This is a genomic window from Bacillus sp. MMSF_3328, from assembly GCF_030733525.1.
Classification (GTDB): domain Bacteria; phylum Bacillota; class Bacilli; order Bacillales; family Cytobacillaceae; genus Bacillus_AB; species Bacillus_AB infantis.
In genome coordinates this window covers 1-25,732 of record NZ_JASHIV010000008.1, presented here as the reverse complement: position 1 = coordinate 25,732, position 25,732 = coordinate 1, and the positions used below count along the sequence as shown (strand labels likewise).

Genomic DNA, 25,732 nt, shown 5'->3' with positions numbered 1-25,732 from the left:
AAGAAAGCTTTATCTAATCATATATAGAAGTGAGTGTGGAACTTTTATATAGAGGAGACTGAGGATGAAGTGGGATCAAATCAGAGAAAAGGGAAAAACAAGGTTTGTGCTTAAGTTCAGCCTTGGCATATCTATTCCTTTTTTAATTGATTACTATATAATCAAATTTCTTTTACAATCATTTGAAATGGAACTTATACTTGCAGAGGGATTATTTACTTGGATCATTTGTTTGTTAACAGGAGGGGTCTTAGGTAATTACGCTTGGGGTAAATTGGAGAGGGACAGAGAATAGCAGGTCTTTTCAAGCTGCAGCTAGTTGTATTTTAATTGTTCCAAAGAGCATGAGATATGAAAAACTTTAAGCCTGGACAATCAATGCTCTTACAATTAAATCCTAGAAGGGAGAGGTAAAGGAGGAAACCGTTTCTGGTTTCCCCTGGCAAAAGGGTTATTTCGAAAGATGACCATACATTTAATGAGCCCATTTTACAATCCCTTTTTGTGTATGTAAGACAGTGAAACAAATTTTGTGAAACAAGATTATTCGGGAGGTGCCTGTCACCTTTCAGCTGCCAGCAACAATGTCCCTGTAATCCCCGCACGGTCCCAAAGCCCCGGCTTCACGATATATTCCACCAGTTCCGGCAGGGCAACATAGTCTTTCATCAGCTCTGGCAGGTATTTGTAGATGGAGTCAAATACTTGCGACTGGTTCATGACGCCTCCGCCAAGGATGATTTTCTTTGGTGAGAGGATGAGGATGTATTGCATGAGTGCCTGGGCAAGATAGTATCCTTCAAGATCCCAGACCTCTTTCCTGTTTACCAGATCTTTTCCTTTGGCTCCCCAGCGTTCTTCAATGGCTGGTCCTGCTGCAAGGCCTTCTAAGCAGTCGCGGTGATAAGGACATTTGCCCCGGTAAGAGTCAGCTGGATGACGGCGGAGCAGAATATGGCCCATTTCCGGATGGGAAAGGCCCTGAAGCAATTGCCCGTTTACCACGGCACCTGCCCCGATGCCTGTTCCCACTGTTATATAAAGGCAGCTGTCCAGCCCTTTAGCCGCACCCAGTCTCGCCTCGCCCAAAGCAGCAGCATTCACATCTGTGTTGAAGCCAACCGGAACACCGAACGCTTGTGAAATGGTTTCGACGAACGGGTAGTTTGTCCATGCTGTTTTCGGTGTGGATGTGATATAGCCGTACGTCGGGCTATCAAGGTTTATATCTATCGGACCAAAGGATCCGATGCCAATGGCTTCAATATCATATTGCTTAAAAAATGAAATGGCGGCTGCCATGGTTTCTTCGGGTACAGTTGTCGGTATTTGGATAGAATCAGCAATCCTCCCGGTTTTATCTCCGACTGCACAGACAAATTTCGTACCGCCGGCTTCAATCGCTCCTAGCATATTCATTCCCCCATTACCTTTTAAAGTTGGCTGATGTGACTTCAAATTTATCATAGCGGTGCCTTGCAAATGAGTATTCGAAAGGAACCCCATTGTCCAGGAAGGCGACCTGTTCAACCTCGAGGATGGGATCATCATCCTTGCATACCAGGTGTAGATGATCCAGTTCATCTGACTTGCTTGCCCTGATTTTTCGATGCGAACCGGCAATCGTCAACCCCAATTTTATTCTAATATGTTCATAGATGGAGCCCTGGAGGACATCATCATCAATTCCCCTGATCAGTGCAGCTGGCATATAAGTTTTTTCCAAAACATATGGTTCATCCGCAACAAGCCGCAAGCGGATAATATGATAAACCGGAGTTTTCTTGTCAATGGCCAGATGGGCGGCTACTTCATCATTGGGAAATTGGACTTCGAATTTGATGACCTTGCTCATCACTTCTTTTCCTTGCAAAAGGCCCGTCAGACCGATTGACTCGTTACTGACAACATTGACCCGGCTATTCTGGATGGCCGATTTCACAATAAATGTTCCATGTCCCCTTTTCCGGTACAGCAGTCCTTCGAGCACCAGAATATCCAGCGCTCGCTTCATCGTCATACGGCTGCAGCCGAATTCCTTTGCGAGTGTAATTTCGTCTGGAATCGGTTCATCTGGCGAATAAGAGCCATTAATGATCCTCTGCCTGATTTCAGAGGATATTGTTTCGTACTTGGTCATAACGGATCCACCCTGTTAAATAGATTCTCACTTTCATTATAAATGGATTCTGGTAAGTTATCTAAAAAAGATGGTCATAGCGACCATCTTTTTATGTGGGAATTAGAATCCGTTTTTTTCAGACACAGCCTTAAACCACTTGCCGCTCTGCTTAATTGTCCGCTCGCCATCTTTGTCAAGGTTGACGGACACAAAGCCGTAACGGTTTTTATAGGCATTAGACCATGACCAGTTGTCCATGAACGTCCATAAATGATAGCCCCTTACATTGGAGCCTTCCTGAATGGCTTTATGGATCCATTCTAGATGTCCTTTGATAAATTCTATCCGGTAATCATCCTGGATGATGCCTTTTTCGTCCCGGAATTTTTCTTCTCCTTCAACGCCCATCCCGTTCTCGGAAATGAAGCATTCAATGTTTCCATAGTTCTCCTTCAAGTTGACGAGGATATCATAGACACCTTTTTCATAGATTTCCCAGCCGCGGTGAGGGTTCATTTTGCGGCCTGGCATGACGTAATTATCAAAGAAGCGTTCTGGCATAAATGGAGCTTCCGGATTTGGCAGATTTTCTTTTGCTTTTGCGCGGCGCGGCTGATAGTAGTTCACGCCCAGGATATCAACAGTATTATTCTTGATTAGTTCCAGATCGCCTTCTTCCACAGCTGGAAGGTATCCTTCCTCCTTCAGCAGCTGAACAAGGTCCAGCGGGAATTCACCCTTAACAGAAGGATCAAGGAAAGAACGGTTAAAGAATGCATCAGCGAAAACAGCTGCTTTCAAATCAGCCGGATGCTGGCTTCGCGGATATGATGGCGTCAAATTCAGGATGATGCCGATCTTCCCATCCTGTTTTTGTTCTTTATAAGCCTTGATTGCCTTGGCGCTTGATAGAATGGTATGGTATCCCACCTGGACAGCTTTGCCGAAATTGACTTCGTTTGGATAGTGGAAATCATAGAGGTAGCCGCCTTCAACCGGTACGATCGGTTCATTGTGGGTAAACCATTTTTTCACACGGTCCCCGAACAGCTCAAAGCAGATTTTTGCATATTCCTCATAAGCATCGACCACTTCACGATTTGCCCAGCCGCCGATCTTCTGCAGCTCCATCGGCATATCAAAGTGGAACAGATTCACAAAAGGCTCTATATCATTATCAATCAATTCATTGATGACATGATTGTAAAATTCAACAGCCTTATCATTCACCTCACCTTTTCCTTCCGGGATCAGCCTTGACCATGAGATGGACAGGCGGAAAGAATTGTGGCCGATTTCCTTCATCAGCCTGATATCTTCTTTATATTTATAATAGAATTGGGATGTTTTCTCTGGCCCTACACCATTAAAGAAACGGTTTGGCTCTGTTTCATACCAGTGGTCCCAGATGTTTTTCCCTTTGCCATCAACATCAGCCGCACCCTCTGTCTGGGTCGCGGAAGCAGAAGAGCCCCACCAGAATCCTTCCGGAAATGGATATTGAATTTCATTCTCGCTATGATTAGACATATGATTCTCTCCTTTTGTGTTTGTAAAAGATACAAGGGCAGAAGTCCCGGCCCAGCAAAGGATGTTTTGCTTTTTCCGTCACTCTGCCCTATCGGTTATTAACTCAAATGGAAATCCCCGAAGTGATTTTTTTATGATGTCAGACTCTCTATTTTTTACAGTCAGCTTTCTAACTAATTTACATAATTTTATAAAAATAATAGTTATTTGTCTAGACATTTAAATCAAAAGTATAAATATTAAAAAAAGACCGTCCTGGAACCGGACGGTCTAATCTCTTATTGAATTTCTTCAAGCAGCTGATACGCCTGCTCTTTAGACTCAGCTTTTAGCAGCTGTTCGCGGAATTCATCATCCATCAGTTTGCGCGACAGCATCTGCAGGATTTTCAGATGGGCATCGCCGGCTGCCTGTTCGGGCACGGCAATCATGAAGATCAGCTTGGCATCTGTGCCGTCAAGGCTGGACCAGTCCACACCTTCCCGCTTGATGCCAAAAGCAACGGCGGGGCGTTTGACTGCGTTTGATTTTCCGTGCGGAATGGCAATATTCATCCCCAATCCAGTAGAACTCTGTGACTCACGGTTAAGGATTGCTTGCTTGTACGCTTCTTTCGAGCTTAGTACACCTGCTGCATCAAAGCGTTCAATCAGTTCATCAATGACATCATCACGCGCTTCACCTTCTAGGCTGATGTCAATCAGTTCAACGCTAGTAATGTCAGTCAGTTTCCGGATTTCTGCATTTTCCTGCTTTTCTACTGCAGCTTGTACAGATTCTTCAGGAACTGCGCTGCCTTCTGCGCCGGCAAGAGCTGGGACAGGGGCATCTTCAACATTCTTCTTCAGTGCAGTAACCATCAGGGCAGTCACGACAGCACCAGCAATAGCAGCAACAAAGAACATCAGGACATTGTCGACGGCTCCAAGGACAGCTACAATCGGTCCGCCGTGCGCTACGCGGTCTCCAACCTGGGAGATCATGGCGATAACCGACCCAACCATGGAACCAGTGACAATGCTGGGAATAACGCGCAGCGGATCCTGCGCTGCAAATGGAATCGCACCCTCTGTGATTCCAAAAAGACCCATCGTAAAGGAGGCTTTTCCTGCTTCCCTTTCAGTTTGCGTAAACTTTCGCTTGTTAACAAAAGTTGCCAGGCCGAGCCCGATTGGCGGGATACAGATGGCCACCGCAATCGGGCCCATGATTTCATAGTTTCCTTCCGCAATCATGGCAGAGCCGAACAGGAAGGCCACTTTGTTGAAGGGACCGCCCATGTCGACCGCAATCATAGCGCCAAGGATAAGTGCCAATACAATTGAGCTTCCTCCCTGCATGCTGCTGAGGAGATCGGTTAAGCTTTCGAATACTTGTGCAACTGGAGCACCAATAACATAGATGAACAATAAACCAACAATGACAGACGAGAGAATCGGGATAAAAATGATGGGCATAACAGGCTGTACGGCTTTAGGCACCTTGAGCTTCTTAATAGCCAGAGCCACATATCCTGCCAGGAACCCGGCAATGATTCCGCCGATGAATCCTGCTCCTGCTTCACTTCCATAAAAGCTTCCGTTCGCAGCAATATAACCGCCGATCATACCCGGCACAAGCCCCGGACGGTCGGCAATGCTGACAGCAATGAACCCGGCAAGAATAGGAACCATGAACATAAAGGCTGTTGCACCAAGGCTTTCAACCTGCTTCCAGATGGAATCCTCCGGAATGACGATTCCTCCAGGTGTCTGTTCCCCGCCAAGTGTGAGCGCTAGGGCAATCAGAAGCCCTCCGACAACGATGAATGGCACCATATAAGAAACACCGCTCATCAGATGCTTATAAATAGGGTTTTCCTTCTGTTTCTTGGCAGCGCCTTCATTTTTGGCCAGTTCCGGCTTATAAATTGGGGCGTCTCCATTCTGAATCCTTTTGATCAGCTCCTCCGGCTTGCGGATACCATCCTGAACGCCGGTGACAATCACTCTTTTTCCAGCAAAACGGTCTTTAGGAACCTCCTTGTCTGCTGCAATGATGATGCCGTCTGCTTCGGCAATATCCTGTTCAGTTAAAGCGTTTTCTACACCGATAGAACCTTGCGTCTCTACTTTCATTTCAACGCCGAGCACATCGCCTGCCTTTTGCAGGTTCTCGGCAGCCATATACGTATGGGCAATGCCGACCGGGCAAGCTGTGACAGCCAATATCTTCGCCATATCTAAAACCTCCTGGTTAAAAAAATCTGTTGTAATCGCTTACCATTATAATAAACCCTCCCTCATGCCTATATTTTTCGGATTTTTACCGGAGACTCCGGTAAAAAGGAATTATTAAAAAAAGCAGCGGGCTTTCGCTCCGCTGCTTTTTATTGTTGTTTAAGCATTTTTAAAAATTCTGCCGCATTTCCGGCTGACACCAGTTCATGGACAGCAGCAGGCGACTCGCTCAATGAAGCGATCTTCCCGATGATCCTCCGGATGTCACGCTGATTTTCTTTTGCAACGGCAAGCAGAAATACGAGTGAAACCTTTTCGGAGCCCCACTCGAGCGGCTTATCCAGTATTGCCGCTGCGATCGCTGTCCTGCTGATCATGGATGGATCTCCATGCGGGATGCTGATACCCCCGCCAATGGCAGTGGCCGAGTTCCTTTCACGGTTCACCGTGCTGTGAATGAACTCTTTTGCAGCATAGCCTTTTTGATAGAGGGCCATTGCCAGCATTTCAACAACCTCATACCGATGCTCTTTTTTTACATGGAGAAAAATCAGATCCTCTTCCATAAGATCAGCAAAAGACTCTTCCCGGCTTTCGGTCTTGCCGGTATGAAGATTGTCCACAAATTGGCTCAGCCTCTCCTTATCCTCCTGCCCAAATAGGGGAGAAATCTGGATATAGCCAGTCCCTGCTTTTTCAAGGGAGACGGTTGAAATGATAAAATCAGGCTTATGTTCTTCCAGCGCTTCTGCCACTTCAGCCTTACCGATGCAAGCGGCAATCTCAATGGCAGCATACTGCTGCTCAATCTTTGCTTCAAGCAGGTGCGACATACCGATGCCCATATGGCAGACAATGATGGCCCGCTTCTTTTCAATATTTCTTTTTCCTTCAAGCCTTTCAATCGAAGCCTGAAAATGAAGGACGATATAGGCTGCTTCATCCTCAGGGATGCTAATATGGAATCGTTCCTTGATATCGTCGAGCGCCAGGATGACCATGCTGAACATATAAGGATACATTCTTTTAATATTGGCGAGAAGCGGGTTGGTGATTGGAAAACCGTAATGGATACGGCTGATGACCGAGTGCATATGAACAGCAAGGCCGTTAGCAAGGATATGGTCATTTCCAAACGGAAACAGTGTCAGCTTTTCCATTCTTTCGATGAGCAGCTGAACAACATGCTCTGCCTTCTCATCCTGGATCAGCACAGATTCAGCCTCTTCTGAACGTTTGGCGCTGATAAAATGCCAGGTATAATACACAATTTCTGCTTCCGGGAAGGATAACTGGAAAGAATCTGCCAGCCTGGTGAAAAAAGCAGAGGCATACTCATATTCTTTCCGCACGGAAATTTTTTCTATTTCAGCAGGCTCAACGAAAACCGGTGCCCTCTGCCTGGTTCTTTTGATCATAATAAGCGCATGGACGACAAGGCTGTCGAGTGCCTCATCGGTAAACCTGATGGACTCATGTGTCTGTATCTCTTTAAGCGCTTTGCGGACAATGTCAATTTCATACGGCTGGAAAAGGTCCAAAACTGGATTTTTGCCAATGCCGCCTGAAGGAATTAGCCCGGACAGATGAGCCAGAGCATTCCGCTTATTGAGTTCCGTCCCTTCAACAAGATGTCCAAGCCGCTGCCTGGAAACAAGCAATAAGTCAAACCGCTCGAGCCACTGGGCAATAACTTCAAGGTCCTTCTTGAGGGAAGCGTTAGGGACAAAATACCGTTCTGCCCAATATTTTAAAGTAATGGCATTCCCGCTTGTCAGAAGCTGAAAAGCCATCTCAAACAATCGCTCTTCCATTGTTTTTGAATCATCCGAGAAAAGGCTCTGCAGTATTTCTGAACGTGCGGCCTCATCAATCTCAATGAAGATGCCAACTCCCGGCTTGCGGATGAGGTTTGTTCCTTCATACTGACCGAGGTAATCCTCGATCCGGTCCAAATCATTCCTGACCGTCTTCTCCACACAGCCAAGCTGCCCGGACAAATCCTTTATCTGCAGAGCCCCTTCCTCATGAAGAAGCAATATCCTCAGAAGCTCCTTTTGTCTATTTGTCATGCTGCCACCTGCCAACTATTGAATAATTAAAAGTGTAGCCTCACTGGGCCGGGGAATCAAGACTTTATGAGTGTGAAGGATGTCTTAGTTTTTGAGCGAAAAAAAACCTCTATAAGATTGGGCTGGATGTAAGACACGATTTGGGCCATGGGACCTGTCCCCCTGGCTCTTCCGGGCGAAAAAGCCCCTATCAGGATAGGGGCTTAGGGGCTGAGCATAGTTTGCTTCAAGGGATCTGTCCCTCTGGCTCATACATGGGACACAATAAGTTCGGCCTGGCCTTCGACTTCGTATTCTCCGAAGTCGGAAGGGAGAATGAAATGGTCTCCTCTGGTAAAAGCATATTCTTTTCCATCTGCCTTCAGGACGCCGCTGCCGTTCAGCACACTGCCCAAAAGGAATGGTTTGTCCTGTGCAAAGCTCGCCTTGCCATTGAGGTTCCATTTGTAGACCGTAAAGTACTCTGCTTCAACGAACTTCGTGACCTCGGCACCTCCCTGCTTTTTCACAGACGGCTCAACACGTGTGGACTGATGCGGGATAGCAGTGACCGCAATTGACTTATCAATATGCAGCTCACGTGTATTTCCTTCAGCGTCCTTCCGGTCATAGTCGTACACACGGTAGGTTGTGTCAGAGCTCTGCTGCGTCTCAAGAATCAGCGTGCCTTTGCAAAGCGCATGGATAGTCCCGCTCGGTACATAGAAAAAGTCGCCCGGCTTTACAGACACACGGCGCAGAAGCTCATTCCACTCGCCCTTTTCAACACGCTCTACAAACTCTTCCTTTGTCTGGGCCGTATGGCCGAAAATCAGCTCGGCATCCTCATCACAGTCAATGATGTACCAGCACTCCGTCTTGCCCAATTCGCCATTCTCATGCTCTTTCGCATAAGAATCATTCGGATGGACCTGAACCGATAAATCAGCATTCGCATCAAGGATTTTTGTCAGCAAAGGAAAAACCGGCGAAGAGTAGTTTCCGAACAGCTCGCGGTTGTTTTCCCACAGCTCCCCGATCGTCCTGCCGGCATACTCCCCATTCTTTACTGTGCTCTGCCCGTTCGGATGGCCGGAAATTGCCCAGCATTCTCCTGTATGGTCAGAAGGAATGGAGTAATCAAAAACATCCCTCAACGCCGTCCCGCCCCATATGCGCTCCTGAAAAACAGGCTCTAAAAATAAAGGTTCCTTCATGATGTAAAGCCTCCTATGTAAATGGTAGTAGATTCCTGTTCGATTGTAACTTGAAATGGGGATGTTCACAAGCGGGAGGGAAAGGCGAATGCGGGATGAAGGATGTCCCATATACTCATTTCGTGGAACGTTTCTGTGAAACAAGATTATTCGGGTGGTGCCTGTCACCTTTCTAACGAATAGCTTGAATAGTGACCTGAACCTCTCCCCAATGAATAGGAAACAGCTAATTATATGTACAATTTTTACCATATCGGTATAAAATCAAGGAAGAAAATCTAATAGGAGGGTTTCATTTGCCAGGCGGTATTTATCTTTTACAGGATGATGGAGAATTAATAGAAATGAATGAACAGCCATATAACTCTGAAGATCTGCTGCAAACGCTGGTAGCAAAGTATCCTAATTTGTTGGCAGGCGATCAGATGAATAAAGAAAATCCACGAAGGTGGGTCCTAATTTCCAGGGAGATGCCAATAGCTTCTCAAGCTGATTCGTTGGGCCGCTGGTCTGTCGATCACTTGTTCTTAGATCAGGATGGTATCCCGACACTCGTGGAAGTCAAAAGAAGCTCAGATACAAGAATAAGGCGGGAAGTCATTGGCCAGTTATTAGAATACGCTGCAAATGCAACAATGTATTGGAGCATCGAGGGGATACGCGAGCGATTTGAAAAACATTGCATAGATAACGGAATGGACTTTGAACAAGAGATTTACAGCTTAACAGGAGACCTAAAGTATGAAGAATATTGGATGGCGGTTGAATCCAATATTCAAACAGGAAAGATCAGGCTGGTAATCTTAGCTGATGATATCCCAACCGAAATGAAACGAATAGTAGAATTCCTTAACGAACAAATGAATCCCGCCGAACTCCTTGCCATAGAAGTAAAACAATTTATCGGAAATAACCTTAAATCGCTAGTACCAAGGCTGATTGGGCAAACCTCTGAAGCGGTTCAGAAAAAGAGAACTGGCACCAGAGGCACTCCTTGGGATGAAGATTTATTCTTTGAGGAACTGCAAAGAACCAGCCCGGAAGATGTTAACATCACAAAAGAAATCCTAGAGTGGTCAAAACAAAATATGTCCTATATTTGGTGGGGCGCGGGCAAAGTAGAAGGATCTTTTGTGCCCACTATTATTGTAAATGATATCAAGTTCCACCTTTTTTCTGTAAGGACCAGCGGCCAGATAGAACTGTATTTCAAGCATTTGACGAGCAGACCTGTCTTCGAAAACGAAGCTAAAAGATTAGAGCTTCTAACTAAAATGAATGGAATCCTGGATAGCACCCAGCAGATTCCAGATGACAGTATAACCAGGCTGCCAAAAATTTCAATTAGCGCTTTAAACGACCCTTCAAAGCTGCTCGGCTTTTTTGACACTTATAAATGGTTTATTGATGAAGTACGTACATCAGATTAACAATAGTATATTTCAATGACGGTAAAAGGTGAAGTCTCTTAGACTTCACCTCTTCGTGGAACAAATTATGAAACAAGATTATTCGGGTGGTGCCTGTCACCAGTATTTCAAAACCCCAGGTTATTACTCAAGTCATCATCAGGATTGGTTCGATCATAGCCACCGCCTTCATCCACTGTCAGGTCATGGCGGGTATCGCCGTCCCCGTCTCTCCAATATCCTTCGACATGGGTACCATTACTTCTTGTATGATCCTGAACATAGTGTGGATTAACATGGTGTATATCAGCCGTAATATCATTCACATCATAGAGGTTCTGCTGGTTCAAAAATGGATTATCTTCAGCTCCCCCGCTTAGCTGCTTTTCCTCCACTTTTCCCATGTTATCGAACGGGTCATTTGATTGCTGCTGTCTCAAGGGATTTTGGAACATTTCCTGTTACCTCCTTTTGAAATTGCTCGATATATAGTTCACTGCGATTAACTGAGCTGTGCGTCAGCTCAATCAGCTCACCCTTCTTTACCACAACCGTTTCATCTACAGGCAATTGCTTGAATGTGTAGTATTGCGCGATCTTATTGAATAGTTTCCCCTTTACTTCCGGTCTATCTATATATCCCTTCATCTCTTCGCTCAATAGATTAAAGGCTTGATATATAGAGTTATTGGTTTCCGAAATATAATAAGGTAGAAGTGTTTGAATCAGGTGGTCAAGAGAGTCCAATGCTTTCCCGACAAAAAAGTCTAATCTGTATTCTTCATTTTGTTTCTTATATTCCTCTTGCTTAACTGCATCTTCATGGCGAAAATAAGTGTTGATTCCTGACATGATGCCTCCGAGCATAAGGACAGGAGCAAGAGGCGCAAAAACAGCGGTAGCTGCTATACCTGCAACTGCCATGCCGCCTGAAAATTTAAGATCCCTGTTTGTTCTCTCATTGATTAATTGCGTATATTCTTCCCGATTGATCAGGACAAAAGAAACAGCAGAGATCGAGCCTTCTATTTCATTCAAGGAACGATTGATCTGGCTGGTGATCCCCATCAAGCTGCGCTGAAGATTTCTGCTGGCATGATGATTGGAGGCAGATGGCTCGTTTGTGATACCTTGCAGTTCCCTGTCAAGGGCCGCAGGATAATAGATAGAAACGGCATCAAAGTGCTTCTTTAAAGCTTGAATGGCATAAAATAAAGTATTAATAATATTTCTGTTCTTAACCTCACTATTAGCTTCCTCGCGCTGGATCCGTCTAATTTCCTCATACATGGCAAAAATCTGGCCGAAGTATTGATATAATAAATAATCGTTGACCTGACGGCTGTAGCTCAGGAATAATTGGTCTGCTGATACAATGTCCAGAGACTTATTTTTAGAATAATAGTAAGCTTTATAAATTAAGTCTTTTATTACTACACTCGGAATATGGATAGTTGTTCTTTCACCTTTTGTAGATATTTCTATCTCAGAAAAGACAGAATCATTTGTGCCGTACTGCTTGACTGATATATCCACTATTTCTTCGTTGTAAAATTGATGAAGGATTGCCGACGGACTCTGTGACAGCACAATCTTTTCTTCATTCTGATGGATAAAGAATGGTTCATCCCCCGCAGTATAGCCAATCATGGTCCGGCTGCTGTTTCCCTTATCTGCAGGGAGGTCAAACACGCTGTAAGCTTTTACTAAAGCGATCTGATTATTTTGGATGATGAACATCCTATCATGATCAAATTGAACCTCTGCTTCACTGAATCTTATCGGGTCAAGGAGCCTTGGTTGGCCAGCAGTGAAAAAGCGGAGCATTCCCCCATCAGACACCATGCCGATTTCTTCCTGCTTCCAGGTCTCTCCCGCAAAAACTCCATTAAGCTTACCGAATTTACAGCTAAGAATCCTTGAATCTGAAATAAAGTCTTTCTTTAGATATGCTTTCAAATGGTTTTCGTAAGCATTAATTTGCAAAATCTGATTATCAGACTCAAATGCTATTTTGTCGTAGATGGTATTATAATAAGCATTGGTTTGAGACCGCAGGAGCTTAAATAAGCATCTATTTTCTTTTTCATCAATAAAGTAGATATAATCTGAATCAAAGCAGACAATGATATCTTTTTCTTTATAAAATTCACCCTCTATAACAGCAGTAAGGGCCGTATCAAAGATACATGAATTATCTCCACTAATAGTAAAAATAGTCGGATGATTCCTTATCTTAGCAATCATCTCCCTTTTGGCGCTATCATCAAACACATATAATTTTAAGCTGTTTATATGCTTTCCTTGTACAAAGAAGGACCCGCTTAATTCAAGGAAATTCTTTTCTTCTTTTACGCTCTTAATCCGATAGAACCGAACATCAGCCAGGCTATCCTTGGTAAAACTCAGCCGATTATTTTTCACCTCAAGCTTATCCAGAAATGATTCCCCTTCAGATTCATAAATGAAAGGAATCTGCCCCTCATGATGAAATGACAGCTTATGGTGAGGAATTCTTGCATAAAGGTCAATAAACTCCTTAATAGACAGGCTTACAGTAAAAGTAAGGGACCCGCTTGATGCATTCGACAGGGTCACATTATATAGATTAAAAGTGACCTGAATGCTTCCCGAATAATCTTTGACCTGCTCCTCACCGAATAGTCCGCCGGTGTCATGGCCGAAAACCCTTCCCTCATTTGTAATGCTAAAGCTCTTCGTTCCCACTATCGACTTACCTGGAAAATCAAAGACATCCCCAGAACTGTATACTGAAACCTCTCCATTATTAAACTTATTGCGTATAGCAGCAACTATCATAATGATCCTCTTTTCTCCTATGTATAAAAATAACGCCCAAATAAAAGGGCGTCATTGATCTAGAATTAGATGCAACTGGCTGGCATTTCAAAAAAAGAATTAGCCCCTTTAGTTTTGCGTCCTGCCTTTTCAAGCAGTTTGCCTAGTATTTAATCCACTAGTAATATTTACCTAATATTATAATACTACTAGTAGTCAAGAATAGGAATATTAATTTTATGAACCACACATCTAGCGTTCAATCAGTTCGTAACTACTATCTCAACAGCGAACTTAAAAGTACTGCTGGAAAACTCGCCTTCCCAACCGCCAGCTTACCGAGAACATGAGACAGACCGTCTTGCTTCTAAAACAAAAAAGCTGATTCAATAGCTATCCAGTCATTGAGTCATCTTTTTCTTTTTCAGATAAAATTTGGCCCCCAACTTCGTGAAACAATCCTGTGAAACAAGAATATTCGGGTGGTGCCTGTCACCTCCTATGTTTAACAATCCCATTCAGTGGTAAAAACTGAGTTAAGGCTTATTTTAGAATTGAGGGGTACGAATACATATGAATTCAAATGCTTTTACCTACAGCAAGTTTATGAATTTTGACGAAGCAGCGGACAGCATTCTAAGAATGATGAGCAGGATTTTAAATATAAATACACTTTTCATTGCTAAAAATGATCAAAGGACAAATGAGATTGTTAAGGTTGTTAATCATGGGGATACTTTGCTGAAGGAAGGAGATACTCTTCCTTTTGAAGAGACTTTTTGCAAGCTGAGTGTGGATTATGGCGAAAAGGTCCTGTTCATTCCAGATATTACAAAAAGCGATTTATCAAACGCACTTAATGTGACCCGGAATTTAGGAAGCGGCAGCTTTGTAGGCCTTCCTATTTTTTATGAAGATGGAAGAAATTACGGAACCATCTGCGGGCTTGATACGGAAACTTTTGAACTCACCGAGGAACATGTGGAGCTATTTGAGACCATGAGCTCGCTGCTCTCCTATGTGCTGGAGCTGGATGATGCGAACAGGCAGATTCAAACCCTGTCAGCACCGCTCGTACCAATCACTACAGGAGTTGCCATCCTTCCAATCATCGGCAATATCAACGAATTCCGGCTGGAGACCATCATAGAATTGGCCCTCACCAGAAGCGAGAGCCTGTCACTTGAGTATCTAATCATTGATCTGTCAGGGATACTCCAAATCAACGATATGGTAAGCTCTTCCCTATTAAAAGTTGCCAATATGCTGAGCCTTATTGGAGTAACCCCAATACTTACCGGTATCCGGCCGGACTTGGCATTAAACGCAATCAGCACAAATACAGATTTAAAATCAGTAAAAACCGAGGCCAGCCTGGAAAGTGCTTTGAAGACGATTGGGTTTACACTGAGCAGAGAAGAAGGCAAAAACGGCGGGAAAGGCTCATCGTCCCGCTCTCTTTTCAGGTGAAATTTGTTAATCAAACGATTGATTAAATGTTTTGGAAGCCGGAGAGGGAGAGTAAAGCTGTTCCTCTCCAGCTCCAGCATCAATGAAACATAGGTGTGAAACAAGATTTTTCGGGAGGTGCCTGTCACCTAATATTTTCTACAACAGCCTCTATCACCGAATCTACATCCGCTTTCCCATGGTACCAAACATATATCACGGTTTTCCCCTTAGAAGCAAACACCTTTTTAATACCCTCTTCCTCATAAACAATCAATTCTTCCAAAGCAGGATTCTTTTTTTGCACGAACTCCTCCACGCTATCTTCATACCTGTATCTTTTCACTAAATCAGAAAGTAGATTATCCGCGAGACCAGCTATGCTGAGCTGATAGACCTGTGTTTGAATAGAAGGTGAATATCTGCCGCTGCCATCATACCACTTCTCTCCAATGACTTCTCCGTTTTCATCTGTTTCATATTGCACGGGTGCCAATGGACTCCAGTCATAGGAAATGCGGTTGCCCCAATCCACATCGTCATCTACATATGAGGGCTCTGCCCGGATCAAGTCCGGGTTCTGTTCTATATCTGCCAATCTCACAATCGGCAGGTCTATGTTTCCTTCAGGCAATGTTTTAGTATCCATCATAGAAAGCTGTGCGAATGACATAGCAGCAGTGGAACCGGCTGTTAATATAAAAAGCAAGGAAATCGCCGAATTCCGGCGGAAGCGCTTCTTCCACGGAGCATGGTGGTCAATCGGTTTTCCTTCGGCCAGTTTTTTCCGCAGCGACCGAATAGAAATCGCCGCCTGGAGAGAATTGTAGGCCGAATATCCGAGGATGATAGTTAAAATTGTTTGAGTAAGCACATTGCCCTCCACCATCATCAAAGTTGGTGTTCCGTCAAGGAACCATATAGAAGCCAGCATCCCAAACGTCAGCAGTATCATGATCGTGACGGTCCAGGCAGTTTGAGCATACTTTTCATCCAGTGCCTTTAATGTGTAGGACTGCTCGGCTGGATCTGTATGGAGCTCAGGTGCATGAAGCTCCGCCGGTGAGGAAAAGACATGAAAATAACTGTAGCTTGTGACATAATCCCAGCCGCTTTCAGCATACATGTCGATTTGTTCACTGGTGATTTTCTTACTGAACGATACATCAATTCTGTATCTCATTTTCTTCGGTTCACCTTTTGCAAACTTAGCAAATCGGAGCCCCATCTTTTTAAGGTAAAGCCCTTCTGCTGCCATATCTGTGAACCAGCTTTCATGCTCCCCTATCCGCCAATAGTCATTGGGCCGGAGTTTGCGTACAATTTTACCCATTCCCCTCACCCTCCTCTAAAATCCTGCTGTCTTCAATCAGGGCTTTTAATCGGCCATACTCCACACGCAGGGCCTGTTCCCCATCAGTTGTAATTTTATAGGTCTTCCTTCTGCCATCGTTTTCAGCCAGGGAAATGAGTCCGTCCTTTTGCATCCTTGAAAGCACTCCGTAAAGTGTTCCCGGTCCCATATTCACCCGGCCGTGTGAAACTTCAGTGATGGCATGCATCAGCTGGTAGCCATGATTGGGACGCATGAGTGCAAGGAGTACGTAGTACATGGCTTCGGTCATTGGGCCTCCAGTGTACGCCATTGGCGGTTACCTTCTTTCATTGTTGGAGTTATTATGTTACTCGATATTATGTCATGCGATATATCGTGTGACATAATAATATAAGATTGGAAGTTTCCTGTAAATAGGTTTGGAGGTTATAATAGGAAAATATATAAAAAAGCACTGCCGGTATTTTACCTGGCAGTGCTTTTCAAGTCATATTCCAGTTCGAAGCTATATCTGTTTCCTCCGCTTGGTGTGTGAAACAATTGTGTGAAACAAGAAATTTCGGGAGGTGCCTGTCACCGCTTCAATAGAGTGTGAAACAATCCTGTGAAACAAGATTATTCGGGTGGTGCCTGTCACCTTCTATACCCATAAACAGCCCCCAGCAAATTAGCATGCTGCCTAAATGTGCAGGCCTCTATATTAGGTTTGATTTTCGCAAGGCCAACCTTAGCAAGAATGGAATCAAGTTTTAGATTGATATTGTCGATAAGGTCTTTTCTGGCACTAATGCCCCCGCCGATGAGGATGATCTCCGGGTCATAGATATACTGAAGATTGTAGATGCCGACTGCCAGGTAGTGGTAGAATTCGTCCAGTGCTTTTATACAAATGCTATCTCCGTTCTCTGCCAGCTGAAAAATTTCCTCTCCGGACAATGTGTCCGGATCCACTTGTTTGAGGGCAGCTACCTTTTTGACCAGGGCCTTTGTGGACGCTATCCGGCTCCAGACATCATTGTCGCCTTTAATATCTGTTGTTAAAAACATATAGCCGAATTCTCCGCCGTGCAGATTAGCTCCCTTGTGCAGATTTCCATCCTTGAACACAGAGCCGCCGATCCCGGTGCCGATTACCATCACAAGGACATCCTTCCTGCCCTTGGCTGCCCCTTTCCATATTTCCGCATAGCCGGCGCAATTGGCATCATTGCCAAGGAATACCTGCTTTCCTGTTCTCTCGCTGATCTGGCTTTTCATATTCGGGCCATGGATAAACGGAATCGCACTGGAGCCATATATGATTCCCTCATCAGAAACAGCACCAGGGCTGCATACGGCAATTCCTTCACATTCCGGATGGGCTTCACTGATTTCTGCCATAGCTTCCAATAACCCATCCAGGGTTTTCGGTGTCTTGATCTTGCTGGTTTCCAGGATTTCCGCCTGCTCTGTGACAATGCCGTATTTCATATATGTGCCGCCAAGGTCAAAAGCTAAATACTTCTCCATTTCATCACGTCCATCCGAATAATATGACTTTCAGGCAAACTGGTAAAAAAAGTGATGTTTCACCGGCTTGGAAAGCAGTGAAACATCACCCTGAAACAACTATTTATTCAGCTCATCGTTATGGGCTTCAAATTCTCTTGTTTCAATGATCTGCTTATACCAGTAAGCCGATTTTTTCAGGCTTCGCTTTAGATTGTCTTCCAGATTGATTTCCACCAGTCCATAGCGGTTCTTGAAGGCGTTCATCGGCGACACGCAATCGGAAAGCGCCCATAGCATATAGCCTTTGCAATTCGCCCCTTCGTCCACAGCCTTCAGCAGCCACTTCAAATGTTCTGATATAAATTCGATGCGGTAATCATCCTGGATTATGCCTTCTTCATTTTTAAAGCGCTGCTCATTTTCGACGCCCATGCCGTTTTCAGCAATGAACCATTCAATGTTTCCGTACTCTTCCTTCATTCTCACGGCCATATCAAACATGATCTTCGGGTAAATTTCCCACCCGCGGTACGGGTTCATCTTTTTCCCGGGAAGGTCGAACTTCTCGTAATAATAGGCCGGATGGAACGGCATACGCTCATTCCAGGCAGAAGTCCTTGCCTGCACACGATGCGGGAAATATAGGTTCAAGCCGACATAATCGACAGTATTTTCCTTGATTGTCTGCAGCTCTTCCTCTGTATGGTCAAACGCAATCCCATGCTTCTGATTTAACTCCAGCAGCTCCTCTGGGTATACCCCTTTAATCGCCGGATCCAGGAACACACGGTTGAAAAAGAGATCGTACATTTTCGCTGCTTCCTGATCATGCGGCGCAGATGATCTGGCATACGTGACTTCGGGATTGAGGATGGTCCCAATCTTAGCCCCTGCCTTCTCTTTCAGGCCCTTTTCCTTAAACAATTGAACGATTCTGGCTGTTGCAAGCCCTTTATTATAGTTCCATTGCATCCATTTTTTCGTATTCTGTTCAAATGGCCAGCGAATCGCATCCAGGTACATCCTGGTCTGCGGAACAACCGGCTCATTGAAGACAAACCAGTGCTTTACACGGTCCCCATAGCGGTCAAACACTTTATCTGCATATGAAACAAACAGCTCCACCACATGCTTCGAGCCCCAGCCATCATATTTTTCAAACAATTGGCCCGGTACTTCATAATGCTCCAGACAGATCATCGGCTCTACACCGTTTGCCTGCAGCTCATCGATCACATCACCGATATAATCTGCATACTCTTCGTCAACTATCGCATTCTCATAATCTGTTAAAAAGCGGGACCAGTTGATAGATGTACGGAAATGGGTCAGCCCGATTTCCTTCATGGCCGCAATATCTTCTTTATAGCGGTTCCTGAAGTCAGTCGCTACAGCAGGGCCGTAGCCATTGTGCCAGACATTTTTATTATTTTTATACCAAAGGTCCATATATGAATCCTGTGAATCCTTTTTGCCTGACCAACCTTCTGTCTGCCATGCGGACACTGCCGCTCCGATGATGAAATCCTTCGGTATACTCACATTGATTTTTTCCATTCTCATTTCCTCCTTATAATATATTAGGTGGATCTTAACTTTCGGTACTGCGTCGGCGTCATGCCTGAAAATTTGCGGAACACTTCTACAAAATACTTATACTCATGAAACCCTGCCTGTTCAGCAATTTCATTGATTTTAAAAGGTGTTTCCTCCAGCAGGGTTTTTGCTTCTTCCACACGCATATGGTTGACATACTCATTAAAGGACTTGCCTGTTTTCTGTTTGAATAAAGAGCTGAAATAATTGGGCGTGATATTGACCACATCAGCAACTTCCTGGGCTTTTATTTCTGACTTATAATAGGTCCTTATGTATTCCAGGGCCCTTTCAATCAGCCAATCTTTGTTATCAGCTGCTTTCAGATTGAACACATGGATCGCCCTTTCAATATCCTGGAGCAGCCACCCGCCGAACACAGCATAAGATTCTGCAATGAGCAGCTCTGCTCCCTGTTCAAACACCGATGGAAAATGGAAGGAATCTTTTTGCCCTAAACTCTTCAGCCTGCTCCTCAGCCCTCGGCTCATTCTCCTGCAGATTGAAATCGATTCTTCCAATAAAAACTGATTAGATTTTAGATAGTTCACTAAGAGATGGACATGTTCTTCAATCTGATTTTGGTCAACTCTTAAAATCGCTTGAATCAACTTCTCTTCCATTTGTTCGGGATATGGAGTGCTGCGGCTTTCTGCTTTTTCCAATTCGGAACAAAAGAAAATCTTTTCACTGTTTATAGGAAGATGCCGGACTCCCTCCCGCAGCGGCCCGATTGCCTGAGAAAGGCTGCCCAGCGGAACAGCATGGTCACTTAGCAGGAAGACCCAGGAATCTTCACATACCAGCTTTCCGATCCGGTCCTTTGCCAGGCTGTCAGATTGCTCCACAAGACAAGTCAGCAGCAGATTTTCACTCATAAAGATTGAAACACTTCTAACATCAATTTCTGCAAAAGCATCATCGATAGATTTTTTCCAACGAGCTTTCTGTGCCTTTTCTTCTTCAGGATGTGCTGCCCCGGTGATCGCATCCTGTTTTTTCATGCTGATAAAAGCAAAGCATAGAGTGGTTTCAAGCAGGTCATTCCCTGCTATCTGATCAGTAGGGTAATCAAACACATGATGGTAAATGAGATTCCGGAGCCTGATTTGTTCATGCTGTCTGCGTTCAGCTTGCCTTTGATGGATTTCTTTGGTTATCTTTTGGGCAACCTCAAGCAATTCATCAATGTTTACCGGCTTGAGCAGATAATCCTCCACACCTAACTGGATCGCTTTTTGCGCATATTTAAACTCATCATAGCCGCTGATCATGATGATCTTGGTTTGCGGATATTTCTCCTTTAGAAAAGCAGCCAGGTCCAGCCCATCTTTATTCGGCATTCGGATATCGGTGATCACGATATCGACGCCATTCAGTTCTTTTACCTTGTTCATCGCATCCTCGCCATCATGCGCAAGGCCGGCGACTTCAATCTGATGTTCTTCCCAAGGAATGGTATACGCCAGCCCCCGGCAAATCATAGGTTCATCATCTACAATCAGCATTTTGAAGGTCATTTTATTCTTCACCCGACTTATCAGAGATTGCTTCTATGTCGCTTTCGCACAAGACTGGCAGTTTCACTCGAATCCAGGCGCCTTCACGGCTGGCTTCTTGTTCAATCCCGAAGCTTCCGCCAAAAGCGATCTCAATCCTTTCTTTAAGATTATTTAAGGCATAGCCGGTTTGATTGTTTTCCGCAGCTTCCTCCTGCTCCGGAAATCCCCATCCGTTATCAATCACATCAATCCAAACCTCTTGCTCCCGCCTGTAGCAGCGGATCGTGATCTTGCCTTTCCGGGGCAGATTCCTGAACCCATGCGCGATGCTATTCTCCACAATCGGCTGCAGAATTTGTTTCATGAGATACGCATCTTTGATTTCATAATCATAGTAGATTGCAAATTGCAGACGATGCTCTCCCATCCTGCTTCGCTGCAGCTCCAGATAGTTTTGCAGGTATATCATTTCTTTTTCAACAGAGACCCACATCTTGCCCATATTCAGATTCATGCGGAAAATTCTCGATAGTTTCTCGATTAGCCCGCCTGTTTCATATGCCTTTTCCATCCTTGCAGTCCAGCGGATCAAATCCAGAGTGTTATATAAAAAATGAGGATCGATTTGATTCTGCAGGGCCTTAAGCTCCGATTCTTTTTGTTTGATCTTTAGACGGTACTCTATGTCGATATACTTTTGAATCTTTGATACCATCTGATTGAATCTCATCCCCAATATTCCGATTTCATCCTGAGACCCAACCTTTACCTTCGCGCTGAAATTCCCTTTTTCTAATTGTTCCGTTTGGCCCGTCAGCTCCACAATTGGTTTTACCAGCCTTAAATAGAAGCCGATAAACGCAATCCCGCCGAGCAATGCAAGTAATAGAATCATGAAAAGAATAAGATTCCTGACATTGTACAGGTTACCGACCACGATATCCTGGTTCACCATCGCCACCGACAGCCAATTTGTATTCTTAACTTCCCTTTTTACAATCAGGAATACGTTTCCATCTTTCTTATAACGGACTGTATGCTCATCGCTTTTCAGGATGGCATCCAATAGCTCCCTGTCCGGAAACCTCTTACCGACAATGGAAGGATCCTTGTGAAGGATTACATCCCCTTGATTTGATAAGATAAAATAGTCCCCTTGCTGAGAAGGATCTACTTCTACCCTTCGAAATACCTTCTTCGTATCCAGACGGATCTTAGCCAAACCAATCGGTTCAGATATATTCCGCAAATCATTGATCACCCTGGTCATCAGAACCACTGAATGCTTGCCGCCCCAGTCACTTTCCACTTCATAAGAACCGCTCCAGCTTGGAGAGCCATTGGCATCAATCGCTTTTTCGGCGAACGGTTCTTCTTGAACACCGCTGACCGGGTTTCCCGTCTGAAAGCTGCGGTCACCACGGCTGGTCAGTTCAATCGAATCAATATAGTCATAGCTCATCAGCTGAAAAGTAAAATAGCCCCGAATTTCTTCCTCTGCCAGTCTGATTTCCTGGACTCTATACTTTGGCAGCTTAAAAAAGCTCCGGAAATCCTGATCATAAATCATATAAGAGGACATGCTTTCAACGTCCCGAATAATCGAATTTAGTGTTTCCTGGTTTTTCTCGAACCGCGAAAGAATATTCTCCTCCGCTTGTTTTTTAAAAGCATCGGTTGCCTGATAATAAATCAGGACGCCTAAAAATATGGTTGGCAAAGAGATCAAAATGAAGAACACGGTTACAAATTTTCTTTTTAAATTCCAGTTACGGGGCATATTGATCACCTTTGCCTTGCTGCTTTAGTTCTTAGCCTTTTACGGCACCTGCTGTCATTCCATTGACAATTTCTTTTTCTAGCAATAGATAGAAAGCGAGAATCGGAATCATGGACATGGTCAATCCAGCCATTTGTGCGCCGTAATTCGTCGTAAATTGTCCCGCAAAGCTTGCCAGACCCAGTGGAAGTGTCTGCAATGCCGGGTCATTGATTAAAACGAGGGCGAATGAGAATTCATTCCAATTATAAATGAAATTCAGGATGACGACCGTTGCCAGGGCCGGGCGCGACATCGGCAGGATAATCGACCAGAAAATACGGAAAATCCCGCAGCCATCCATAATGGCTGATTCCTCAATATCCTTTGGAAAAGCCTTCATAAAGCTTGTCAAAATAAAAATCGTAATCGGCAGATGAAAGGCGATATACGGGAAAATCAGTGTAATCGGCATATTCAAAAGCCCTAAATTTCTCATTAATATGAACATCGGCACAAGTGTCGCATGAATCGGAATCAGCATTCCGAATATAAAGAAGACATAGGCCGCTTTATTCAGCTTAAAATTGAATCTTGATAGAAAATAAGAGGCGATTGCACCTATCAGGACCGTTAATAGTGTCGCCGTTATTGTAACAAATAAACTATTGGTGAATAAGGTCCCCAGATTGGCGGTTTCCCATGCGCTGAGGTAATTTTCAAAAACAAATGTGCTTGGGAGACCGAATTGATTGGTCGCAAATTCTTTTTCTGATTTGAATGAATTAATGGCCATCCAAATGATTGGATAGGCATTGACAATGGCGAAGATGATGAGAACAGCGTATATAATCGGCCTTTTCCACTTCAGCTTCTTCCGCTTTGGTTCAGCATCTATCGTCGGCGGTTTAGACATAACCGGCTGCATAATGTGTACCCTCCCTTATATCATCTTACGTCCAAGAAGTTTTGTCACCGTGTAAATCAAAATGAGGCTGAAGAAGAATATAACGACGGAAACTGCACTGCCGTATCCATACTGAAGCTTGCTGAACGTTTCATTGAACATATACAGTGCCATAACATCCGTTGAATGCGCCGGACCGCCATGTGTCATGACATAAATCAGATCAAATGTTTTCAAACTTCCGGAGATGGCAAGAATGACCGCTACAATGATCGTATCCCAAATCATCGGAATCGTAATTTTCCAGGTTGTTGTCCATTCAGAAGCACCATCGATTTTCGCTGCCTCCAGCACTTCCTGCGGTACATTCTGCAAGGCAGCAAGGAAAATGATCAGATACAGGCCGACGAACTGCCAGATAACGACCACCAAAACAGCTATCATGGAAAATTTGGTATCACCCAGCCAATTTTGTGCCATGAAGTCCAGCCCGACTGCCCGAAACAATTCATTGATCAATCCCTGTTCAGAGTTAAAAATAAGGCTCCAGGTTAAAGAGATGACAACCGTTGACAAAACGACGGGAAGAAAACCGATCGTACGGAAAATTTTCAAGCCCTTGATTTTCCGGTTTAACAGCAAAGCAATAAATAAGGCAATGGGAACCTGCCCAAATACAGAAGCCAAAACGACGTAAATATTATTTTTAACTGAATTCCAGAAAAGGGAATCCTGGAATAACTGAACAAAATTATCAAGACCGACAAACTTCATGGCCGAGAACCCGTTCCACTCCATCAGGGAATAGTAAAAGGACTGCAGGATCGGCAGAATCGCAAAGACTAAGTAAATGAGCAATGCCGGCGCCAAACCGGCCGCAATCGCTATTTTCGTACCTTTTGTAGGTTGCATGAATCTCACCCCTTGATGTTGACAGGCTGCTAATCAAATTAACAGCCTGCCCCAGGTTATATAATTATTTTTCTGCCTCTTTTTGCATCTCTGCAGCAAGCTCTTCAGGAGTCTTCTCTCCCAGAGTGATAGATTGCAGGCCATTGTTGATCATATCCGTCAATTCCGGTGTTAATGTCGCATCATAAACCGGTGACAATCCGCCCTGTGCCAGCTTGTTGGCAGTTTGGAAGATTTCAGGGATATCGTCACCCATTTCCAGATCGGCAGGAACAACGATATTCGCTTCAAGCAATTGCTGATACATATCTTCACTATAGAAGAACTTCAGGAATTCAAAAGCAGCTTCCTTTTCTTCGCCGCTTAATTTACTGTTCAAGGCAATTCCGCCTCCAGCTACACCAGCTATCTTCTCCTGATCCCCTTCTGCTCCCTCAAAGGTAGGGAAAGGAGCGACACCAATGTTATCCACATTTTCCGCACTGTCTAAAATCGGCCCGATTGCCCAAGATCCAGCAAAGTGCATCGCAGTCTTTCCGGAGATAAAGTTGTTGCGGGCCTGAGCTTCATCCAATGTATTCATGTCTGCATTAAAGGCATTCATCTTGGTTAACTCATCAATAACTTCTAAACTTTTGATAAATTGCTCATCTTCAAAAGAACCATCACCATTCAGCACATTCGGCAAGAAGTCACTCCCAGTGAAGCGGTCCGCAATCGTTGAAATGTATACTGACTGCAGCGGCCAGATCCCTTTATTGCCAAGGGCGATCGGTGTAATATCTTCACCGTTCAATGCTTCAATCAATGATTTCAGCTCTTCATACGTTTTTGGGAACTCCTCGAAGCCCGCCTGTGACACAAGCTCTTTGTTATAGTAAATCAAGCTCGTTTCACTGATGTTTCCAGGAATCGCATAGTGCTCCCCATCAACGGCATAATCCTTCATGATACCCTCAGGAATCGTACCTTCCCAGTTATCAACAATCTCGTTCAGCGAAAGAAGCGCATTTCCTTCAACCAGCGGAGCAATTCGGGCACCAGGCCATACACGGAACATATCCGGCAATTGGTTGCCTGCAGCCTGTGTCCTTAATTTGGTTTCATACTGATCATGCGGAATCGCCTCAATCACGACTTCAATATCATCATGCTCTTCATTGAATTTCTCTACCATATTTTTATATGCTGCGTTTTCCGGGCGATCCTCTGTCCAGTCATTCCATAACGTCAATTCAACAGCATCGACATTCGAACCCGCTTTTTCATCTCCCCCGCTGCAGCCAACCAGCCCTGCAGCAACCACTAAACCAGAAAGAATAAGTCCCATCTTCTTCATCTATCTTTCCTCCCTTAAAAGAATGTAAGCAGTTACATTTATAATTGTAACTGCTTACATTTTTAAAAAATATCCGGTAATTCTATAAAAATAT

At 44.3% G+C, this 25,732-nt stretch carries 20 protein-coding genes and 1 riboswitch; of the genes, 3 read left to right on the top strand and 17 right to left on the bottom strand.

Annotation, left to right across the window (positions count from 1 at the left end; translation table 11 throughout):
- Positions 1 to 64: 64 nt before the first annotated feature.
- Positions 65 to 295 (top strand): hypothetical protein, encoded by a 231-nt coding sequence (locus RBB45_RS14545; RefSeq protein WP_306009794.1) that lies wholly within the window; start codon positions 65 to 67, stop codon positions 293 to 295.
- A gap of 266 nt (positions 296 to 561) precedes the next feature.
- Here the strand turns inward: RBB45_RS14545 and RBB45_RS14540 are convergent, their stop codons facing one another.
- The 6 genes from RBB45_RS14540 to manA all read right to left on the bottom strand — a co-directional run bounded on the left by RBB45_RS14540 (position 562) and on the right by manA (position 9,139).
- Positions 562 to 1,413, bottom strand: coding sequence for an ROK family protein (locus RBB45_RS14540; protein ID WP_306009793.1), 852 nt, complete (start codon positions 1,411 to 1,413; stop codon positions 562 to 564).
- A 13-nt stretch (positions 1,414 to 1,426) separates the two neighbouring features.
- Positions 1,427 to 2,140, bottom strand: a complete 714-nt coding sequence (locus RBB45_RS14535; RefSeq protein WP_306009792.1) for a GntR family transcriptional regulator — start codon at positions 2,138 to 2,140, stop codon at positions 1,427 to 1,429.
- A gap of 102 nt (positions 2,141 to 2,242) precedes the next feature.
- Complete coding sequence (locus RBB45_RS14530; RefSeq protein ID WP_306009791.1) at positions 2,243 to 3,652, bottom strand: glycoside hydrolase family 1 protein; 1,410 nt, start codon at positions 3,650 to 3,652, stop codon at positions 2,243 to 2,245.
- A 278-nt stretch (positions 3,653 to 3,930) separates the two neighbouring features.
- Entirely contained in the window at positions 3,931 to 5,871 is a 1,941-nt protein-coding gene (locus RBB45_RS14525; protein ID WP_306009790.1) for a PTS fructose transporter subunit IIABC, read from the bottom strand.
- 149 nt (positions 5,872 to 6,020) lie between these two features.
- Positions 6,021 to 7,943 (bottom strand): BglG family transcription antiterminator, encoded by a 1,923-nt coding sequence (locus RBB45_RS14520; protein WP_306009789.1) that lies wholly within the window; start codon positions 7,941 to 7,943, stop codon positions 6,021 to 6,023.
- 248 nt (positions 7,944 to 8,191) lie between these two features.
- A complete protein-coding gene (gene manA / locus RBB45_RS14515) occupies positions 8,192 to 9,139 on the bottom strand; it encodes a mannose-6-phosphate isomerase, class I (RefSeq protein ID WP_224949289.1) in 948 nt (315 codons plus the stop codon).
- 296 nt (positions 9,140 to 9,435) lie between these two features.
- On the opposite strand from manA, the gene RBB45_RS14510 reads away from it, so the two are divergent.
- Positions 9,436 to 10,569, top strand: coding sequence for a PDDEXK family nuclease (locus RBB45_RS14510; RefSeq protein WP_306009788.1), 1,134 nt, complete (start codon positions 9,436 to 9,438; stop codon positions 10,567 to 10,569).
- A 107-nt stretch (positions 10,570 to 10,676) separates the two neighbouring features.
- Here the strand turns inward: RBB45_RS14510 and RBB45_RS14505 are convergent, their stop codons facing one another.
- Together RBB45_RS14505 and RBB45_RS14500 are read right to left on the bottom strand one after the other, a co-directional pair.
- A complete protein-coding gene (locus tag RBB45_RS14505; protein ID WP_224949279.1) occupies positions 10,677 to 11,003 on the bottom strand; it encodes a hypothetical protein in 327 nt (108 codons plus the stop codon).
- Positions 10,966 to 13,368, bottom strand: a complete 2,403-nt coding sequence (locus tag RBB45_RS14500; RefSeq protein WP_306009787.1) for a hypothetical protein — start codon at positions 13,366 to 13,368, stop codon at positions 10,966 to 10,968. Before RBB45_RS14500 ends, RBB45_RS14505 begins: the two co-directional genes overlap by 38 nt.
- A 67-nt stretch (positions 13,369 to 13,435) precedes the next feature.
- A riboswitch (cyclic di-GMP riboswitch) is annotated at positions 13,436 to 13,521 on the bottom strand.
- Between the two features lie 399 nt (positions 13,522 to 13,920).
- Here RBB45_RS14500 and RBB45_RS14495 point away from each other — a divergent pair.
- Positions 13,921 to 14,817, top strand: a complete 897-nt coding sequence (locus RBB45_RS14495) for a GAF domain-containing protein (RefSeq protein ID WP_224949275.1) — start codon at positions 13,921 to 13,923, stop codon at positions 14,815 to 14,817.
- A gap of 124 nt (positions 14,818 to 14,941) precedes the next feature.
- On the opposite strand, the gene RBB45_RS14490 is transcribed toward RBB45_RS14495, so the two are convergent.
- The 9 genes from RBB45_RS14490 to RBB45_RS14450 form a co-directional block, all read right to left on the bottom strand.
- Positions 14,942 to 16,129 carry a DUF2812 domain-containing protein gene (locus RBB45_RS14490; RefSeq protein WP_306009786.1) on the bottom strand — a complete coding sequence of 396 codons (1,188 nt, stop codon included), beginning with the start codon at positions 16,127 to 16,129 and terminating at the stop codon, positions 14,942 to 14,944.
- Positions 16,122 to 16,442: a PadR family transcriptional regulator gene (locus RBB45_RS14485; protein WP_224949271.1), complete on the bottom strand. Its 321-nt coding sequence runs from the start codon at positions 16,440 to 16,442 to the stop codon at positions 16,122 to 16,124. Before RBB45_RS14485 ends, RBB45_RS14490 begins: the two co-directional genes overlap by 8 nt.
- A 323-nt stretch (positions 16,443 to 16,765) precedes the next feature.
- Positions 16,766 to 17,641: an ROK family protein gene (locus RBB45_RS14480; RefSeq protein WP_306009785.1), complete on the bottom strand. Its 876-nt coding sequence runs from the start codon at positions 17,639 to 17,641 to the stop codon at positions 16,766 to 16,768.
- 99 nt (positions 17,642 to 17,740) lie between these two features.
- Entirely contained in the window at positions 17,741 to 19,180 is a 1,440-nt protein-coding gene (locus tag RBB45_RS14475) for a glycoside hydrolase family 1 protein (RefSeq protein WP_009792818.1), read from the bottom strand.
- A gap of 23 nt (positions 19,181 to 19,203) precedes the next feature.
- The gene (locus tag RBB45_RS14470; RefSeq protein WP_306009784.1) at positions 19,204 to 20,739 is read right to left on the bottom strand and encodes a response regulator transcription factor; all 1,536 of its coding nucleotides are present in this window, start codon (positions 20,737 to 20,739) and stop codon (positions 19,204 to 19,206) included.
- Position 20,740: 1 nt separating this feature from the next.
- Positions 20,741 to 22,501, bottom strand: a complete 1,761-nt coding sequence (locus RBB45_RS14465; protein ID WP_306009783.1) for a sensor histidine kinase — start codon at positions 22,499 to 22,501, stop codon at positions 20,741 to 20,743.
- 31 nt (positions 22,502 to 22,532) lie between these two features.
- Complete coding sequence (locus RBB45_RS14460) at positions 22,533 to 23,408, bottom strand: carbohydrate ABC transporter permease (RefSeq protein WP_148974217.1); 876 nt, start codon at positions 23,406 to 23,408, stop codon at positions 22,533 to 22,535.
- 15 nt (positions 23,409 to 23,423) lie between these two features.
- Entirely contained in the window at positions 23,424 to 24,299 is an 876-nt protein-coding gene (locus RBB45_RS14455; RefSeq protein ID WP_224949245.1) for a carbohydrate ABC transporter permease, read from the bottom strand.
- A gap of 64 nt (positions 24,300 to 24,363) precedes the next feature.
- Positions 24,364 to 25,638, bottom strand: a complete 1,275-nt coding sequence (locus tag RBB45_RS14450) for an extracellular solute-binding protein (RefSeq protein ID WP_306009782.1) — start codon at positions 25,636 to 25,638, stop codon at positions 24,364 to 24,366.
- Positions 25,639 to 25,732: the final 94 nt, after the last annotated feature.